The following is a 15949-nucleotide window of genomic DNA, read 5'->3' on the forward strand; positions in this document are numbered from 1 at the left end:
GGCGAGGTTCCGCGGGATGCGGAACCGGGTGGGGGAAGAAGCGAGCGGGGTACCGCTCGCCGGGGCCAGGGTCAACTTGCGCGCACGGGGCTCCCGTGGCGCGCGACGACCCTGCCACGTTTCAGCACGAGCCGCCGCGGCGGCCGGGCTGCGACCGCCTCGCCGATGCTCGCGGCATCGATGAGGAAGAGATCGGCGGGTGCACCGGGTTCGATCCGGGCGGGTTCGCGCCCGAGGGCAATCGCCCCGCCGCTGACGGCCACATCGAATGCCGCGGCGATCTGCTCGTCGGTGCGGAAGCCGTTGCGGTATGCGAGGTGGAAGGTGCGGTCGAGCATGTCGCCGTTTCCATACGGGCCCCAGAGGTCCCGCACGCCGTCGTTGCCTGCGCCGATGTTGACACCCCGCCCCCGCAGCTCCGCGATCGGCAGCACAGGGGTGTTGTAGACCGTCGCCGTCAGCAGGGAGATCCGCGCCTCGGCGAGGCCCTGCGAGATCCGCTCGGTCTGCGCACTGTCGACCTCGACGATGGCCACGCCGTGCGAGATCGCGACCCGGCCCTCGAGCCCGTGCCGCAGCACCCGCTCGATGATGAGTTCCATCGTGTGCGCACCGAGGGTGCCTCGCTCGTGCAGGTGGATGTCAAGCCTGGTGCCGTAGCTCTCGGCGAGCCCGAAAATCAGATCGAGGTGACGCACCGAGTCGCGCTCAAGCGCAGCGGGGTCGATGCCGCCGAGGCATCCCACCAGCCCCTGCTGGAGGGCCGACTCGAGCAGCTCGGCAGTGCCGGGCCGGGTCAGCAGGCCACCCTGCGGGAAGGCAACCTGTTCGACGTCGATCACATCGGCCAGCTCTTCGGCGACGCTCGCGACGAGCTCGAGACCGCGCAGCCCGATTTCGGGATCGACGTCGGTATGGGTACGGGCGAGGGTGGTCCCGGCGGCGGCCATCTGCCCGAGCAGCGCGTGCACGCCGTCGCGTGTCGGCAGGCCGAGCTCCGCGCGGCGCCGCTCGCCGTTCGCGATGCGGTCCTCGAGCACTGGCCCCGCAGAATGGGGCACCCAGCCGCGGCCCCAGAGCGTCTTGTCGACGTGGCAATGGGCATCGACCATTCCCGGCAGCGCGAGCGCGCCGGCGCCGTCCTCGCGCACCGCCGCGGCGGCGTCGATGACGCCGGCTGGCTGGATCTGTGCGATGCGCCCGTCCTGCACGAGCAGGTCGACCTGCGGCGCTTCATGTGCCAGCCGCACGCGCTCGATAAGTGTGTCCCGCATCCAAAGCTCCCGCTTCTGTGACGACCGTCAATCTTTCGATACACAGTAGGTGGCTTTGGTATCCCAGCGCAATACCCAAATCACCAAAATCGGAATAATGTCGCCGAAGTGAGGCAGGTTCAGCGCATCGGAAGTCGCCAAAGCATATTGCATGGCATACCAAATGCGGATTGTGACTTGGCGAAGGACTCGACGCAGCCGCGTTCGGCAAGGTGTCCCCGGCGGCTGAAAGGCTGGCAAAACCCCGACCCCGCTGTCGGGTTCAGCGCAAAGTTGGGCCCACCGCCGTCGGGCTCAATGGATCGCCCCGGACCGGGTCCGGGACCAGGCGCGCAGCCGCACCGGGATGCCTTCCGCTACTACATCCCCATGCGGACCCTGTGGCGCCGCTTCCCGCACCGTGATCCGGGATCCGAACCTTCCCCTGGAGTACCTGCCGGACGGTTGGCACGATCCCACCGTCCGGCAGGTACTCAAGGCGGTCCACCGGCTTGCCGCGGCGCACGCCCACGAAGTCATCAGCGGCAGCCTCGACACCGCAGGCAGTACTACCTCGGCCGGCGGAGAACCGTAGACTGTGTCTGTTTCAACGGGATGGACGGACATGAAGCCCAATCTTGCTGTAGCCGTGGGAGCCGGAGCAGCGTTGACCATCATGGGAGCGATTCTGGTCGGCTGCTCTCCCGCACAACAGACGCCTGCGGAAAGCGCGACCACGATTCCCGCGAATCCTCCCGGAACCCTGCCCGCTCAAGGACCACCGAGGGCCCCGAACGGTTCAGCAACCGTCGGCTGCGACCATGCCCGTGCATTGCCCCAAGGGTACAAACCAGGCCCAGAGGACCTGAGTCTTGGTGTGCTGGTCTATCCAGGCTTTGCACACGGGATTGCACAGCAGGCTCCCGAGATTGACGGGCTTCGCTTCTTCAAAGAGGGTGTCCACCTGCCCCGCGGGGCGGCAGCGACCGTGACCGTCGACGCTCCGGCGTCCGCACACATCGGCATCGCGACGGAAGCCGGTCCGAGACAGGGGTACCAGTCAGTCCGGTACCTCGCCTGTGCAAAACCACCCGCGGGTTGGCTTTGGTGGGTTGGAGGTTTCGTCGTCGCTGGCCATGAAAGCGCGTGCGTGCCTGTATCTGTTCGGGTGGACGGAGCCCATGAGGTCCGCCCGCCGTCATACCTCTTGGAACCACCAACTGCTAGATACCTAGTGGGCGTCTTCGAGAGCCACGCTTCTCCCGGCGCCTCCACCGTCGGTTTCTTCGACTATGCCGCCGGCAGGTTCCGGGGTCCGCCGTCGTCCCTTGTTCAGGGCGAAGTAGAGGGCCACGATGCCCAGCGCGAACGGAATCCCGAAAACGAGGGTCATCCGGAAGGCGTCGATGAACAGGGTGGTGACCATGACCGCGACCATCAGCCCGGCACCGGCCCAAGACGCCGCTGGGTACAGGCGCAGCCGGTAGGACAGAGCCTCGCCCCTGCGCTTCGTCACCCCACGGAAGGCCAGGTGCGTCACGAAGATCAGCAGCCATGTGGCCATGGCGCCGAACATCGACAACGCCATCATGAACGTGAAGCCGGATTCCGGATTCAGGGCGTACACGCATGCGGCGACCGCGATGCCTCCGGTGCACAGGATCAGCGCGTTGACCGGGGCGCCGTTCCTGGTGAGCCTGCCGAACGCCGCCGGGGCCTGCCCGGCCCGCGACAGGCTGAACATCATGCGGGTGGAAATGTACAGCTGCGAGTTCATGGCCGAAAGCGCGGCGATGATCACCACCACATTGATCAGGGAGTCGGCGAACGGGATCCCGATCACCTGCATGACGGTGACGAAGGGGCTGTCCCCGGCGAGGATCTGCTGCACGGGGGCGATCGCCAGGATCAGCGCCAGGGTGAGGATGTAGAACAGGAACAGCCGGAACACCGTCACCTTGAAGGCCTTCTTGACGGCGGTTGCCGGGTCCTTGGCCTCGCCCGCGGCAACGGCGATCATCTCCACCGAAAGGTAGCTGAAGATCGCGACGATGACGGCGAACCACATGCCGGAGATTCCGTTGGGGAAGAAGCCGCCGCCGGCGGTATAGTTCTGGATTCCGTAGCTGGGATTGCGGCTGCCGAACACCAGGTAGGCGGCCAGCAGGATGAAGGCCAGGATGGCGAAGACCTTGATGCTGGAGAAGGTGTACTCCAGGGCGCCGAAGGCCTTGACGTTGAACATGTTGACGCCGATCAGTACGGCGGAGAACAGCAGGACCCACAGCAGCGGCGGGACCCCGGGGAACCACAGTTTCATGTAGTCCCCGATGGCCAGCACCTCGGTTCCCACCGCCAGCACGATGCAGGACCAGTAGAGGTACTTCACGAGGAAGCCCGCCAGCGGGGAGATGTAGTGTTCTGCGAACGCTCCGAAGGAGCCGGTGGTGGAATGCGCCACGGTCATCTCGGCGAGCGCGCCCATCAGCATGACGGCGATCAGCCCGCCGATCGCATAGCTCAGCAGCACGCTGGGCCCGGCGAAGGAGATGGCGAACTTGCTTCCGAGGAAAAGCCCGGTTCCGATTGCACCGCCCAAGGCGATCATGGTCAGCTGCGGACTGCTGAGTTCACGCTTGAGTCCGCTTTCACGGATCTTGATCTGGTCGAAGCTGTTTGACACCGTTGTCTCCTTTGTTTGGCTTCGGAAGTTCCTGGACGTCCCCCGCGTCTATCACCCGGCAGGACAGCGATGCCTGGATTTCGGAACCCGCCAGTTACGTTGAGCATATGTGACGATCGTAAAATGATCGACATATGACATGGATCACCGCTACCCGGGACGGAAGCCAACGCGCCCGCCAAGCAGGCGCTTTTCACCCCTTAACGGACAATTCCCCGCCGCACGCGTGCGACGGGGAATTCTCTGTGGGCCGGCGGTTACCGGCTAATAGGCGGCAGGCGCTCAGGCGCCGCTGCAGAGCTGGCTGAACTTCGCGCCGGCCTTCTGGTACTCCTCGGTGAGACCACCGAGTTTCGCCTCGTCCGGGTTCTGCTTGGCGGATTCGTCGGCGTATTCCAGCAGCGCTTTCAGCGACGGCCGGAGTTCATCGGACGCCACGGCCTCGAGAGGGCGCAGGGCGTTGGCGATACGGTTCAGCGCCGCTTTACCCGTTCCGCCGGGGCTCGACACAACAAGGTTGAGGCGCTCGCAGGTTTCCTTCGTGGACAGCTTCGGCGCGGTGCAGGCGGAGGCCGAGACGAGAAGCCCGGCGGCGAGCAGAACAGTGGTGAGTTTTTTCATGGTCCCTCAGTTGTCGGTTTCACTCGATTGTACGCAGACCGGGCACGGGGACCCGAAGCGGAGACCCCGGGTCCGGGCCTCTGGTTCGGCTGCCATTTGCCAAATTCGGCCGGAAAAACCGGCCCAAACCGGCCGGAAGTGGCAGATGGCCGAACCATTCGCGGCGCGGGTCCGGGCCAACGCGCTCTGGCCTAGGCTGGTGCCCATGGCGATCCTGCACAAAGCGACACTGGTTCCTTCCAAGCTCGAACTCATCGCGCAGTACCTGCCGCAGCAGCCATGGTTCGTGCCCGGCGACTCTGCGCAGCCGGCTCTTCTAGGCGCTTACCGATTCGATGACCCAGACGGTGAAGTCGGGATGGAGACCCACCTCGTGTCCCACGGCGGAACCGTCTACCAGGTCCCGCTGAGCTACCGCGGTGCGGAATTGCCCGGGGCCGAAACCTGGCTGGTGGGCACCATGGAACACTCGGTCCTTGGCAAGCGCTGGGTTTACGATGCCTGCGCCGATCCCGTTTACGTCGCTGCCTTGGCAAGCGCAATACTCAGGGGCCAGCGCGAGGCCGAACAGTTCGTTGTGGCCGACGGAAAGCGGGAGCCACGCCCCAGCACGGCCCAGGTCCAAGGCAGCGGAACGCCCGGAACGGCCCTCCCGGCTTTGGAACCGCATGCTCCCGTCACGACGGACCGGGTCACGGTCATCGACGCCGGCGCCCTCCGCCTGGAGATTTTCCGGATGGTGGACCCAGCGCCGCAACCGGGCGAACTCACGCTCAACGGCACATGGACGGGCCAGGAAGTCCCGGTCCAGCTGGCTTCGGCGGAGTGGCGGCACTGATCGTGTCCGTCCTCGAAACTGCCCGGCTCCGCCTGCGGCCCATGACGGACGATGATCTGGATGCAATGTCGGCGATGCTCGGCGACCCCGAGGTGATGCGCTACTACCCCGCCCCGAAAACACGTGCCGAGGCACAGCGCTGGATCGATTGGAACAAGCGCAACTACGCAGGGTACGGTTTTGGGCTCTGGATCATGGAAGACCACGAAGGAAACTTCATCGGCGATTGCGGCCTGACCAAGCAGATCGTGGACGGCACCGAGGAGGTCGAAGTGGGCTACCACGTCATCACCGCCTGCCAGGGCAATGGCTACGCCACTGAAGCCGCCGGGGCGTCCCTCCGCTTCGCGGCCGCCCGGGGCATCAACCGGGTCATAGCCATCATCGATCCCGCGAACATTCCGTCACAGCGGGTGGCGCAAAAGGCCGGACTGCGCCTGGAAAAGGAAGCCATCAAGAATGACAGGGTCCAGCTGATCTTCGCGATCGCCCTGTGACGAACGTCAGTCGCGCGGACGCCAGACCACCACGGCCTGGGACCGCGGACGGGGACGCTGGCCGCGGGCCAGGCTGACGACGTCGCCGGCCGCTCCGGCAGCGAAAATCCGCGCATCCAGGGGATCCCGGCGTCGGGACAGTTCTTCGCTCAGTTCCACCACACGCTGCTGGAGCGCGGCCACCTGGTTCTCCAGCTGCATGATGCGCTTGATCCCCTCCAGCGAGACGCCTTCATGGGAGAGGCGCTGCACTTCGCGCAGGCGGTCGACGTCGCGCTGGGAGTAGCGGCGCGACTTGCCGGGGGCACGGCTGGGCGAGACGATGCCCAGCCGGTCGTACTGGCGCAGCGTTTGCGGGTGCATGTCAGCCAGCTCCGCCGCCACGGAAATGACGAAGATCGGCTGGTTGACGTCGATACCCATGGCGGGCTCCTACAGCCTGGCCTTGGCGGCCAGGTCCTGGCGCGGGTTGGCGTGCGCTGTCGCCTCGGCGAAGGCCTTCACGGCTTCTTCCGCCTCCTTAGGCAGCTTCTGCGGAACGACGACGTCGACCGTCACCAGGAGGTCGCCCTCACCCTTGGAGGTGTGGACGCCGCGGCCCTTGACCCGGAGGGTCCGGCCGGAATTGGTGCCGGCGGGGACGCGGAGCTTCACGTGGCTGCCGTCGAGCGTGGGGACCTCGATCTCGCCGCCGAGCGCGGCTTCGGGGAAGGTGACCGGGACGTGGACGCGGATGTTGTCGCCGTCGCGGATGAAGAAATCATGCGGTGTGACGTTGACCGTGATGATGAGGTCGCCGTTGCCGGCCGCGCCGGGGTTGCCCTTGCCGCGCTGGCGCACCTTCTGGCCGTCCTTGATGCCGGCGGGGATCTTGACGTCGATCACGTTGCCGTTGTTTTCGCGCAGGCTCACCGTGGTGCCCTGGATGGAGCCCTTGAAGGAAATACTGGTGGTGGCGGTGCGGTCCGAGCCCTTCTGCGGGGTGCGCTGGAAGCCTGTCGGGCCGCCGAAACCTCCGCCGAAAAGGTCAGCGAACTCCGGCGGGATGCCGCCGGCGCCGGCGGGCTGGCGGGCTCCGCCGCCGAACAGGCCGCCGAAGAGGTCCTCGAAGCCGCCGTTCGCGGGGCCACCGCGTCCGCCCGCGCCGGGAGCGAAGCGCGCGCCGCCCATGGCCCGGATGGCGTCGTACTGCTGCCGGTCCTCAGGGTTGGAGAGTACCGAGTAGGCCTCGGAAATGTCCTTGAACCGCTTCTCCGCAGCGGCATCCCCGGAGTTGGTGTCGGGGTGGTACTGGCGCGCAAGCTTGCGGTACGCCTTCTTGATATCGGCGTCGGACGCGTCCTTGGCGACACCAAGGATCGCGTAGAAATCCTTCTCAACCCAGTCCTGGCTTGCCAAGTGTGTGTCCTTTCTTAGTGTGGTCGCGGTTGCGCTACGCAGAGCATAGGCCCCCGCCCCTTCGCGTGGGCGGCTTGGTCCTGCGGACCCAAGCCACCCACGCTCCGGAAGGCCCGATGCCACTCCCGGGGCCTATGCTCTGCTTCGCGTTTGCGGTCAGCTCACCTTAGGCGGATCGCGGTTGGCGAGCCAAACGCTTGAGCCGCAGCGGATGAGGAGTCGAGTCGAACTATGCAGGCACCGACACGATGACCTGGGCCGCGCGGAGGACCCGCTCTTTGGAGCGGTATCCCGAGCGCAGCACCTGGCTGACCGTGTCCACCTCGATGTCCTGGCCTGGCTGCTGGATGAGGGCCTCGTGGATGGTGGGGTCGAACTCCACGCCGGTGGCGTCGATCCGTTCCAGTCCGTAGGTCTTCAGCGCGTTTTCCAGCTTGGCTGCGATGGCGGCGAAGGGGCCGTCCTCGAGGTCGCCGTGCTGGCGGGCGGCGTCGATGTCGTCCAGTACCGGAAGCAGGGAGTTCAGGACGCCGATGACGGCCATCTCCCCCGCGACCGCACGGTCGCGCTCGACGCGCTTGCGGTAGTTGACGTACTCGGCCTGGAGGCGGAGGAGGTCGTTGCGCAGTTCCGCGGCTTCGGCCTGGGCCGAGGCACCGGAGGCCACCGACTCTTCAGCCGGAACCTCGACGCCGTTGAGGATCTCCTCGGCCTGGGACAGCGCATCGCCCTCGGCAGCCGCGTCTTCCGCACCCGCGGGGGTGCCGGCGTCGGGGGCTGCCTCCTGGTGCGGGTGCCGGGTGGCCCCGGTCTCCGGGTCAACCTTGCGGTTGTCCCGGATGACCGGCTTGCCCTGCTCCTGCTCCGAACCCGAGTGCTCTGATTCGTTGCCGTGGTGGGGCATGGTTACTTCTTCTCGTCTTCGTCGATGATCTCAGCGTCGACGATGTCCTCGTCGGCGGCAGAACCGGCCTTGTCACCGGCGGGAGCTGCACCCTCGGCGCCTTCGGCACCGGCGGCTGAGGCCTGCGAGTAGATGGCTTCGCCCAGCTTGGACTGGGACTGCTGCAGCTTCTCGAACGCCGTCTTGACGGCGGCGTCGTCGGTGCCTTCGAGCGCCTTCTTGAGGGCGTCGACGTCGGCCTTGACCTCGGTCTTGACCTCTTCCGGCAGCTTGTCGTCGTTTTCCGACAGCAGCTTCTCGATCGAGTAGGCGAGCTGCTCGGCGGAGTTGCGGGTGTCCGTGGCTTCCCGGCGGGCCTTGTCCTCGGCAGCGTGTGCCTCGGCGTCGGCCACCATGCGGTCGATGTCTTCCTTGGACAGTGCGGTGCCACCGGTGATGGTCATCGACTGTTCCTTGCCGGTGCCCTTGTCCTTGGCGGAGACGTGCACAATGCCGTTGGCGTCGATGTCGAAGGTGACTTCGATCTGGGGAACGCCGCGCGGAGCAGGGGCGATGCCGGTCAGTTCGAAGGTGCCCAGCGGCTTGTTGTCGCGGGTGAACTCGCGCTCGCCCTGGAAGACCTGGATGGCCACGGACGGCTGGTTGTCATCTGCCGTGGTGAAGGTTTCCGAACGCTTGGTGGGGATGGCCGTGTTGCGCTCGATCAGGTGCGTCATGACGCCGCCCTTGGTTTCGATGCCGAGGGAAAGCGGGGTGACATCGATCAGCAGCACGTCCTTGCGCTCGCCCTTGAGGACACCTGCCTGGAGAGCTGCACCGACGGCGACGACCTCATCCGGGTTGACGCCCTTGTTGGGCTCCTTGCCACCGGCCAGTTCCTTGACGAGCTCGGAGACGGCGGGCATGCGGGTGGAGCCACCGACGAGCACGATGTGGTCGATGTCCGAAACCTTGATGCCGGCTTCGGCGATGACGTCGTGGAACGGCTTCTTGGTGCGGTCCAGCAGGTCCTTGGTGAGGTCCTGGAACTTGGCACGGGTCAGCTGCTCGTCCAGGTGGACCGGGCCGTCGGGGGTGACGGAGAGGTACTGGAGCGAGATGTTGGTGCTGGTGGAGGAAGAGAGTTCCTTCTTGGCCTGCTCTGCGGCTTCGCGGAGACGCTGCAGGGCGATCTTGTCCTTGGAGAGGTCGATGCCCTTGATCTTGAGCTGGCTGAGGAGCCACTCGACCACGCGGTTGTCCCAGTCGTCGCCGCCGAGGCGGTTGTCACCGGCAGTGGCGCGGACCTGGATGGTGGAGAAGCCGTCTTCGTCCTTGCCGACTTCCAGCAGGGAAACGTCGAAGGTGCCGCCGCCGAGGTCGAAGACGAGGATGAGTTCGTCTTCCTTGCCCTTGTCCAGGCCGTAGGCCAGCGCAGCCGCGGTGGGCTCGTTGACGATGCGCAGCACGTTCATGCCCGCGATCTCGCCGGCTTCCTTGGTGGCCTGGCGCTCGGCGTCGTTGAAGTAGGCCGGAACGGTGATCACGGCGTCGGTGACCTTTTCGCCGAGGTAGCTTTCGGCGTCGTTCTTCAGCTTCATGAGGATACGCGCGGAAATTTCCTGCGGCGTGTACTTCTTGTCATCGATGCTGATGGACCAGTCGGTGCCCATGTGGCGCTTCACCGAGGCGATGGTGCGGTCGATGTTGTTGACGGCCTGGCGCTTGGCGATTTCGCCGACCAGGACTTCGCCGGACTTGGAGAATGCAACGACGGACGGCGTGGTACGGCCGCCTTCGGCGTTGGCGATAACGGTGGGCTCGCCACCTTCGAGAACAGAGACGACGGAGTTAGTGGTTCCGAGGTCAATACCTACTGCACGTGACATATGTGTTGCTTCCTTTCACTGCTTTTCAATGCCGATGTTCGAGACTGCACCCGGGCAGGCGTCTTTGCGGACGAAAGCCAAGGACCACTCAACATTCGGCTAGTTGAGCGTTCTTCACTCAACTGTACTCAGGCGTGAATTTAAGTCAAGCCAAAGTTGAGTCGAGTTCGCTCAACTCTGGGTTTTGGATGGCCGGAGGCCTTGCAGTTGCGTGCCACTTGGGGGCGTTCGCCGTGGGAGAACTTTGCGATTCAGGCTCGAATTCGCGGGAACGCTGCCCGCTCGCCGGAGCGTTCCGGCGAGCCCGCACGGTTCCCGCGAACCCGGCTCGAGGGCGGCGTCCCGAATTCGGAGGGCTGATGCGGAGCGATAAACGGTGACACACTGTCGCCATGGAAATCACGGGGTTCATGCCGCCGGACGAATTCTGGGCAATGCAGCAGCAGCTGGAGGAGCGGATCCGGGCGGCCGCGGCCAGCCTGCCCCTCTTCCAACTTGCCGCTTGGGACGGCCCTGTGGCACTCGGGACCTGGCAGATGGACGCCAGCGAAGGCAGCGTGGTGCATCTGGCGGGTTTCGCCTCCGAACGGCCACGAATCGAGGTCACCACCACCACCCGCGACGCCGAGGATGTCTGTAGAAATCGGTTCATAGCGGCCAACGGCCCGGCCCTGAGCCGCGAAGACCTGCAGCGCTTGGAGGGAGCGTTCGATCAATTGCCCCGGCGCGCCGTCTCCATAGCCATCGACTCAACGGATGCCGATTTCACAGTGAGGCAAAGTAACGGCGCATGGTGGGCCGCCGGCAGCCACGGCGGCTTCGGGGTTGCCATCGAAGGCCTGGAAGCGGACGGCTCCGCAGAAGCCATTGCACTAGTGGCTGTCGCAGACATAGAGCCGTTGCTGGAGTCCCACCGCGCGATGCTGAGGCGGATGCGCGGCGAAGGCTAAACCCTGGCCCACTCCGGTGACTGAAGTGGACCACTTTTCAGCAAGCCGGGTGGGCGTTTTCGCAGCGGGCAGCCGCCTTTCAACCGGAGAACTGGGCCGGTTCAGGCCCAGCACGCTTTGCGGAGGCTGCCAAAGATGCGTCCGGCGCCACGGGCTTGTAGACCCAGGCCACCAGCACCACGGAGATGATCATCAGCAGGAACCAGGAGAGCAGCTTGTCCGGGGAGACAAGGTGCCAGCCGTTCACCTGGCTCGGATAGAGCCAGGCGTGGGACCAAGTGGCGATGTTCTCGGCAATCCAGATGAACAGTGCCACCAGCAGGAAAGACACCAGCAACGGCATCCGGAAGCTGCGCCGGAACACCCGGAAGTGCATCACGCAGCGGCCGAACACCAGCACGACGACGGCCAGCAGGACCCAGCGGAAATCGAACACAAAGTGGTGCGAGAAGAAGTTCACGTAGATGCCAAGAGCGACGATCGCCGTGATCCAGCGCCGGGGGTAGCGGGCGAAACGGAGGTCGAAGAGCCGGTAGACCCGCACCATGTAGGAACCCACCGAGGCATACATGAACCCGCTGAACAACGGCACCGCGCCGACCCGCAGGAAGCCCTCGGCCTCGTAACTCCAGGACCCGACGTCGGTCTTGAACAGTTCCATGACCGTGCCCACGAGGTGGAACAGCACGATCACCCTGAGCTCGCGCAGCGTCTCCAGTTTGGTGGCGACCATGACGATCTGGATCACGACGGCGGCAATGGTCAGGAAGTCGTTCCTGGCGAGGGCCGCGTCGGCCGGGTACCAGAGCCTCGCCCCGAAGATCACGGCCAGCAGCGAGGCACCGAAGATACAGGCCCACGCCTGCTTCATGCCGAACACCAGGAACTCGGCCAGCTTCCAGCGGAGTCCGCCGGCGGGTGCGCTCTCCAGCAAGCGGTGCGCGCGTTCGTCCAGGGACTGTTCGACGGCGGTCAGGCTACGCATCGATCCTGCTCCGGACGCCGGACACATCGATCCGGCCAAGGTAGTAGTCCCGTGGCCGGTGCCGGATGCCCCGGGGAAGCCTCGGATACACCGCGGCCAACATCCGCATCAAAGCTTCGAAGCGCCGTTGCCGCCGGAGACCCCAGGGCAGTCCGTACGCGGCACGGAGGGACTCCGTCAGCAGCCCGGCCGTGAGCAGCCGCGCCACGGGCATCACCATGCGCAGCCACACCGGCCCGACGGCGGGATGCAGCAGGTCCCGGGCCACCCGCACCGCGTCGGGGGCGGGAGCCAGCCGCGTCAGCCGTTCGTTCCAGTAGTCGGCAAAGGCCGCGCGGTCCGCGGGCCAGAGCTCCTCCGGAAGCTGCAGGGCCGTCCCGATCCGTGCATACTCGCGGTAGACACGGTCGGCCGCCCCGCCGTCGAGCGTTCCGTAAACCCGCTCGTAAACGGTCACGGCGGTGTTGTACAAGGTGGCCACCACCCACAGCTGGGATTCCGGATCGAAGGCGTTGTAGCCGTCCGAGGCGGCGTCGGCCTGCCGGCGGACGGGCGCGTGGGCCCGGTTGACGGCGCGCCGTACGGAGGCCAGCTGCTCCTCGGAGCCATAGACCACGGCGTAGACGTAGCCCATGGTGGCCGCGAGCCGCTCGAGCGGACTTTCGGCGAAATCGCTGTGTTCGGCCACGCCGCGTCCTACCGCCGGATCGGCGATCTGCAGCAGGACAGCGCGGCCGGCTCCGGCGAGCAGCACGGCTTCCGCCCCGATGTCTGCCAGCCCGCGAACCATGCAGCCACCCTACTCCTCAGACAAGGCCGATGATCCCGGCGAGCAGTCCGAGCTGGTGCGCGAACAGTTCCTCCCGGGCCGCGAAGGTGTCCGCGCCGTACTGCCCGAACACCTCAAAGCTGACGGCCCCGAACAGGGATGTCCAGATCAGCACGCCGCGCGTCACCAGATCCTCCGGCACTTCGAGGCCGAGTTCGGAGCGGATGGCGGCGAGGTCGCGGGAAAGCGTTTCGGGAACGACGACGGCGGGTCCCGCCGGGGCGGCCAGGGCACCTGCCCGGTGGGCGGCGTCGAAATTGCGGACCAGGCGGTACACCACCCGGGTGCCGGGCACGATGGTCCGCTCCCCCGGCGCTTGGTATCCGGGGACCGGGCTGCCGAAAAGCAGGGCGTAGCAGGCGGGTTCGCGCAGCGCCCAGTTTCTGACGGCGTGCCCCAGGGCATGGAAGCGGCCGGCGAAATCGCCCTCCGGGAGGCCGTCGACGGCGGCATCCACGGCGTCGCCGAGCTCGTTGTAGGCATCCACCAGCAGAAGGGTGAGGAGTTCGTCGCGGTTCTCGACGTAGCGGTACACCGCCGAAGACACCACTCCGAGATCCCGCGCCACCGCGCGCAGGGACAGGGCCGCGGCGCCGTGGTGGGCAAGGTGCTCCCGGCCGATCCGGACGATGTCGGCGATGGTCTGCGCACGGGCACGCTCCCGCGGCGTGGGGGCTTTGGCCTGCGGCTTCGTGGTGGACGACATGCCTCCAGCTTGCCACAAAGGAGAGCGCCGTCAACAAAAGAGAGCAGTGCTCTTGACTCTGGCGGGAAACGGGTCCATTCTGGTTCAGAGAGCACCGCTCACAGAATCCACCGAGACCAGGAGCCAGCCATGACCACCACCTACGCAGTCACCGGAGCCGGCCCCGTCGGCTCCACCGTTGCCAGCCTGCTCGCAGACCAGGGCCACCAGGTCCGGCTCCTCACCCGCTCCGGTTCGGGCCCGGAGCATCCCCTGATCGAGCGGCGGAAGGCGGACGTCTCGGACCCGGCCCAGCTGGCGGACGCGTTCGACGGCGTCTCGGCCGTGTTCCATTGCATTCACGGCTCCGCCTACTCCGCGAAGGCCTGGCAGGCCGAACTCCCCCGCGCCGAGCGGACGGTGCTGGACGCCGCCGCGGAGGCGGGCGCCGTCGTCGTCTTCCCGGAGAGCCTGTATTCCTACAGCGAGCCGGACAGGACGATAAGCGAATCAAGCCCGCGCGAAGCAAGCGGCGGAAAGCGTGGGGTGCGCACCGCGCTGCTCAAGGCCCGGCAGGCGCACAAGGCGAACACCGTGAGCGTGGTGGCCGGGGACTTCTTCGGCCCGCGGGTCCGCGGTGCCCATGCCGGCGAGCGCATGGTGCCGGTGCTGCTGAAGGGGAAGTCGCTGCAGGTGATCGGGCGCGCGGACCAGCCGCATTCCTTCACCTACGTGCCGGACCTGGCCGCCGCGATGGTCAAGGCGGCACAAACTCCGGAACTGTGGAACTCGGTGCTGCACGCCCCCACCGTGCCGGCGCTCAGCCAGCAGGAACTCGCGACGGCGTTCACCACCGCCGCGGGGCTGCCCGCGGTGAAGCTGGGGACTATTCCGGGCTGGCTGCTGAAGGTCCTGGGCCTGGCGTCCACCGACATGCGTGAACTCGGCGAGACCCTCTACCAGTTCGAGCGGCCGTTCGTGATGGACTCCGCGGCAAGCCAGGCGCGGCTGGGCCTGGCGCCGACCCCGCTGCCCGAAGCCGCCGCGGCGACCGTGGCGTGGTGGCGCAGGGAAGGCGCGTCCGCCCGGGGCTAGGCCCCGCGGCTGGACTCCGCGGCTGGACTCCGCGGCTAGACTCCGCGGCTAGACTCGGGCGCATGACCGTCCCCGACCGGAAGGCCCGCAAGGCCCTCGCCAGGAAGCACCTCGACCGGAAAATCCGCTTCCGGCTGCGCCTGTATGCGTTGATCTTCGTGGTGCTGCTCGTGGTTGTCGCGGTGGAGCTGGTGCTTGAAGGCGCCTGGGCCGTCCTGCCGGCGCTGGCCTGCCTGGCCGCCGGCGTGATTGCCGGACGTATCGCCAGCCGGATGTTCCGCCTGGAATGGGATTCCGCGGCGAAGAACGTGGTGGGCAAGGTGGACGTGGTGGGCGGCGTGATCCTGCTTGCCTACATCGCGTTCACGATATTCCGGGGCCGGCTCGTGGGCATGTGGGTGCCGGCAAGCATCGCCGGCACCTGCAGCCTGGCCATGCTGGCGGGCGCGATGTTCGGCCAGGTGATCGGCACGGTAGGCGGCATCAAGGATCTGGGCGAGCGGCTGCGCGCCAGCGCGGACTGAGGCCGCAGGACGGCCGATCGGCGGCAATCTTCAAACGAATGGAATTACTCCGCAAACCCCGTGACTGACGGGCAGTCACGGGAGTAACCTATGCACAACCGCTGTACTGGACCACCTTGTCGACTGGGGTGCCACCGTGGGTGTTGTGCAAGCTTCGTTGACCGAACTGCTCGGGCTGCTCTCGGACGCCGTCTCGCCTGTGGAGGTCCACTTCGAGGACGACGGCGAGCCCTCCTCTCCGGACGCTCCTGAGGCAGCTCCCGAAGCAACGGTGACAGTCCGCGCCATCGCCCTAAACCGGGTGGGCCGCTCCCGCAGGAACGGTCCGCTGCTGGACCTGGAACTCAAAGTCGCCGTCGAGGCCCGCGGCCCGGAACGGCTGGCCACCATGGAGAAACTGCTCCTCGCGGTGGAGCGCCACAGCCAGTACTCCGTGGTTTCGGCCGACGAGTTCGAACCCGGCGAATACCGTGCCAGCATCCGCGAAGGCCTGGGCTTCCTGGTCCGGGTACCGGTGTCCCTGGACTTCGAAGAACCCTCCGGCCCCCTGGTCCTGGAACCGCTCATCGCCGAAACCAAGCTCGCGCGCCGGATCCAAGGCCGGCTCGTGGACATCCACAACAAAGGCATCCCCAACGCCTACATCCGCGCGCATTCGTCCGCCTCCGCCGTCGTCAGCGATGCCACCGGCCACTTCGAGGTCCTGGCCTCGGCAGACGAACTCCAGCACTTTGCCGTGGCCGTCCGCGGCACGGAACGTGAAATGTCAGCCAGCACAAGCAGCCTGCCGGTAACCATCCGGTGGGAGTAAAGGGAGCG

Annotated in this window: 17 protein-coding genes; 7 read left to right on the forward strand and 10 right to left on the reverse strand. The window is 66.5% G+C overall.

All coding sequences use genetic code 11. The features are described 5' to 3' along the window. Nucleotides 1-71: 71 nt before the first annotated feature. Nucleotides 72-1274 carry an amidohydrolase gene (locus ACNQPB_RS12855; protein WP_498752245.1) on the reverse strand — a complete coding sequence of 401 codons (1203 nt, stop codon included), beginning with the start codon at nt 1272-1274 and terminating at the stop codon, nt 72-74. 400 nt (nt 1275-1674) lie between these two features. Between ACNQPB_RS12855 and ACNQPB_RS12860 the strand changes: the two genes are divergently transcribed. Continuing rightward, the gene (locus ACNQPB_RS12860) at nt 1675-1848 is read left to right on the forward strand and encodes a PaaX family transcriptional regulator C-terminal domain-containing protein (protein ID WP_498752247.1); all 174 of its coding nucleotides are present in this window, start codon (nt 1675-1677) and stop codon (nt 1846-1848) included. Nucleotides 1849-2484: 636 nt separating this feature from the next. Here ACNQPB_RS12860 and ACNQPB_RS12865 read toward each other — a convergent pair. After that, on the reverse strand, nt 2485-3936 hold the full coding sequence (locus ACNQPB_RS12865) for an amino acid permease (RefSeq protein WP_498752249.1): 1452 nt from the start codon (nt 3934-3936) through the stop codon (nt 2485-2487). 282 nt (nt 3937-4218) lie between these two features. Next, complete coding sequence (locus ACNQPB_RS12870) at nt 4219-4557, reverse strand: hypothetical protein (protein WP_498752251.1); 339 nt, start codon at nt 4555-4557, stop codon at nt 4219-4221. Between the two features lie 205 nt (nt 4558-4762). On the opposite strand from ACNQPB_RS12870, the gene ACNQPB_RS12875 reads away from it, so the two are divergent. Both ACNQPB_RS12875 and ACNQPB_RS12880 read left to right on the forward strand, forming a co-directional pair. After that, nucleotides 4763-5395 carry a CG0192-related protein gene (locus ACNQPB_RS12875; protein ID WP_498752253.1) on the forward strand — a complete coding sequence of 211 codons (633 nt, stop codon included), beginning with the start codon at nt 4763-4765 and terminating at the stop codon, nt 5393-5395. Then, a complete protein-coding gene (locus ACNQPB_RS12880; RefSeq protein ID WP_498752255.1) occupies nt 5383-5892 on the forward strand; it encodes a GNAT family N-acetyltransferase in 510 nt (169 codons plus the stop codon). The genes ACNQPB_RS12875 and ACNQPB_RS12880 overlap by 13 nt, the downstream gene beginning before the upstream one ends. 6 nt (nt 5893-5898) lie before the next feature. On the opposite strand, the gene ACNQPB_RS12885 is transcribed toward ACNQPB_RS12880, so the two are convergent. The 4 genes from ACNQPB_RS12885 to dnaK form a co-directional block, all read right to left on the reverse strand. Next, nucleotides 5899-6315, reverse strand: coding sequence for a heat shock protein transcriptional repressor HspR (locus ACNQPB_RS12885; RefSeq protein ID WP_498752257.1), 417 nt, complete (start codon nt 6313-6315; stop codon nt 5899-5901). 9 nt (nt 6316-6324) lie between these two features. After that, nucleotides 6325-7290, reverse strand: a complete 966-nt coding sequence (locus ACNQPB_RS12890) for a DnaJ C-terminal domain-containing protein (RefSeq protein ID WP_498752258.1) — start codon at nt 7288-7290, stop codon at nt 6325-6327. A gap of 229 nt (nt 7291-7519) precedes the next feature. Continuing rightward, nucleotides 7520-8194, reverse strand: a complete 675-nt coding sequence (locus ACNQPB_RS12895; RefSeq protein ID WP_498752260.1) for a nucleotide exchange factor GrpE — start codon at nt 8192-8194, stop codon at nt 7520-7522. 2 nt (nt 8195-8196) lie between these two features. Continuing rightward, nucleotides 8197-10062: a molecular chaperone DnaK gene (gene dnaK, locus ACNQPB_RS12900; RefSeq protein ID WP_498752262.1), complete on the reverse strand. Its 1866-nt coding sequence runs from the start codon at nt 10060-10062 to the stop codon at nt 8197-8199. A 392-nt stretch (nt 10063-10454) separates the two neighbouring features. On the opposite strand from dnaK, the gene ACNQPB_RS12905 reads away from it, so the two are divergent. Continuing rightward, nucleotides 10455-11012 (forward strand): hypothetical protein, encoded by a 558-nt coding sequence (locus ACNQPB_RS12905; protein WP_498752264.1) that lies wholly within the window; start codon nt 10455-10457, stop codon nt 11010-11012. A 79-nt stretch (nt 11013-11091) separates the two neighbouring features. Here ACNQPB_RS12905 and ACNQPB_RS12910 read toward each other — a convergent pair whose 3' ends face one another. The 3 genes from ACNQPB_RS12910 to ACNQPB_RS12920 are packed head-to-tail and all read right to left on the reverse strand — an operon-like array spanning nt 11092 to nt 13532. Next, nucleotides 11092-11997: a DUF817 domain-containing protein gene (locus ACNQPB_RS12910; RefSeq protein WP_498752266.1), complete on the reverse strand. Its 906-nt coding sequence runs from the start codon at nt 11995-11997 to the stop codon at nt 11092-11094. Continuing rightward, entirely contained in the window at nt 11990-12787 is a 798-nt protein-coding gene (locus ACNQPB_RS12915) for an oxygenase MpaB family protein (RefSeq protein WP_498752268.1), read from the reverse strand. The genes ACNQPB_RS12910 and ACNQPB_RS12915 overlap by 8 nt, the downstream gene beginning before the upstream one ends. Before the next feature lie 16 nt (nt 12788-12803). Further along, complete coding sequence (locus ACNQPB_RS12920; protein ID WP_498752270.1) at nt 12804-13532, reverse strand: TetR/AcrR family transcriptional regulator; 729 nt, start codon at nt 13530-13532, stop codon at nt 12804-12806. A 129-nt stretch (nt 13533-13661) separates the two neighbouring features. On the opposite strand from ACNQPB_RS12920, the gene ACNQPB_RS12925 reads away from it, so the two are divergent. The 3 genes from ACNQPB_RS12925 (at nt 13662) to ACNQPB_RS12935 (ending at nt 15941) form a co-directional block, all read left to right on the forward strand. Then, nucleotides 13662-14606, forward strand: a complete 945-nt coding sequence (locus tag ACNQPB_RS12925; RefSeq protein WP_498752272.1) for an NAD-dependent epimerase/dehydratase family protein — start codon at nt 13662-13664, stop codon at nt 14604-14606. A gap of 62 nt (nt 14607-14668) precedes the next feature. Then, nucleotides 14669-15130 carry a hypothetical protein gene (locus ACNQPB_RS12930; protein WP_498752274.1) on the forward strand — a complete coding sequence of 154 codons (462 nt, stop codon included), beginning with the start codon at nt 14669-14671 and terminating at the stop codon, nt 15128-15130. Between the two features lie 136 nt (nt 15131-15266). Further along, entirely contained in the window at nt 15267-15941 is a 675-nt protein-coding gene (locus ACNQPB_RS12935) for a hypothetical protein (protein ID WP_498752276.1), read from the forward strand. The last annotated feature ends 8 nt before the right edge of the window (nt 15942-15949 follow it).

This window comes from Curtobacterium sp. LFS079 (genome assembly GCF_047977865.1).
In the GTDB taxonomy this organism is placed as follows: Bacteria; Actinomycetota; Actinomycetes; order Actinomycetales; family Micrococcaceae; genus Arthrobacter.

Coding starts and splice junctions, on each gene's coding strand:
- ACNQPB_RS12885 (WP_498752257.1), bottom strand. CDS start 6,315: ATGGGTATCGACGTCAACCAGCCGATCTTCGTCATTTCCGTGGCGGCG.
- ACNQPB_RS12895 (WP_498752260.1), bottom strand. CDS start 8,194: ATGCCCCACCACGGCAACGAATCAGAGCACTCGGGTTCGGAGCAGGAG.
- ACNQPB_RS12925 (WP_498752272.1), top strand. CDS start 13,662: ATGACCACCACCTACGCAGTCACCGGAGCCGGCCCCGTCGGCTCCACC.
- ACNQPB_RS12915 (WP_498752268.1), bottom strand. CDS start 12,787: ATGGTTCGCGGGCTGGCAGACATCGGGGCGGAAGCCGTGCTGCTCGCC.
- ACNQPB_RS12855 (WP_498752245.1), bottom strand. CDS start 1,274: ATGCGGGACACACTTATCGAGCGCGTGCGGCTGGCACATGAAGCGCCG.
- ACNQPB_RS12870 (WP_498752251.1), bottom strand. CDS start 4,557: ATGAAAAAACTCACCACTGTTCTGCTCGCCGCCGGGCTTCTCGTCTCG.
- ACNQPB_RS12920 (WP_498752270.1), bottom strand. CDS start 13,532: ATGTCGTCCACCACGAAGCCGCAGGCCAAAGCCCCCACGCCGCGGGAG.
- dnaK (WP_498752262.1), bottom strand. CDS start 10,062: ATGTCACGTGCAGTAGGTATTGACCTCGGAACCACTAACTCCGTCGTC.
- ACNQPB_RS12875 (WP_498752253.1), top strand. CDS start 4,763: ATGGCGATCCTGCACAAAGCGACACTGGTTCCTTCCAAGCTCGAACTC.
- ACNQPB_RS12905 (WP_498752264.1), top strand. CDS start 10,455: ATGGAAATCACGGGGTTCATGCCGCCGGACGAATTCTGGGCAATGCAG.
- ACNQPB_RS12930 (WP_498752274.1), top strand. CDS start 14,669: ATGACCGTCCCCGACCGGAAGGCCCGCAAGGCCCTCGCCAGGAAGCAC.
- ACNQPB_RS12910 (WP_498752266.1), bottom strand. CDS start 11,997: ATGCGTAGCCTGACCGCCGTCGAACAGTCCCTGGACGAACGCGCGCAC.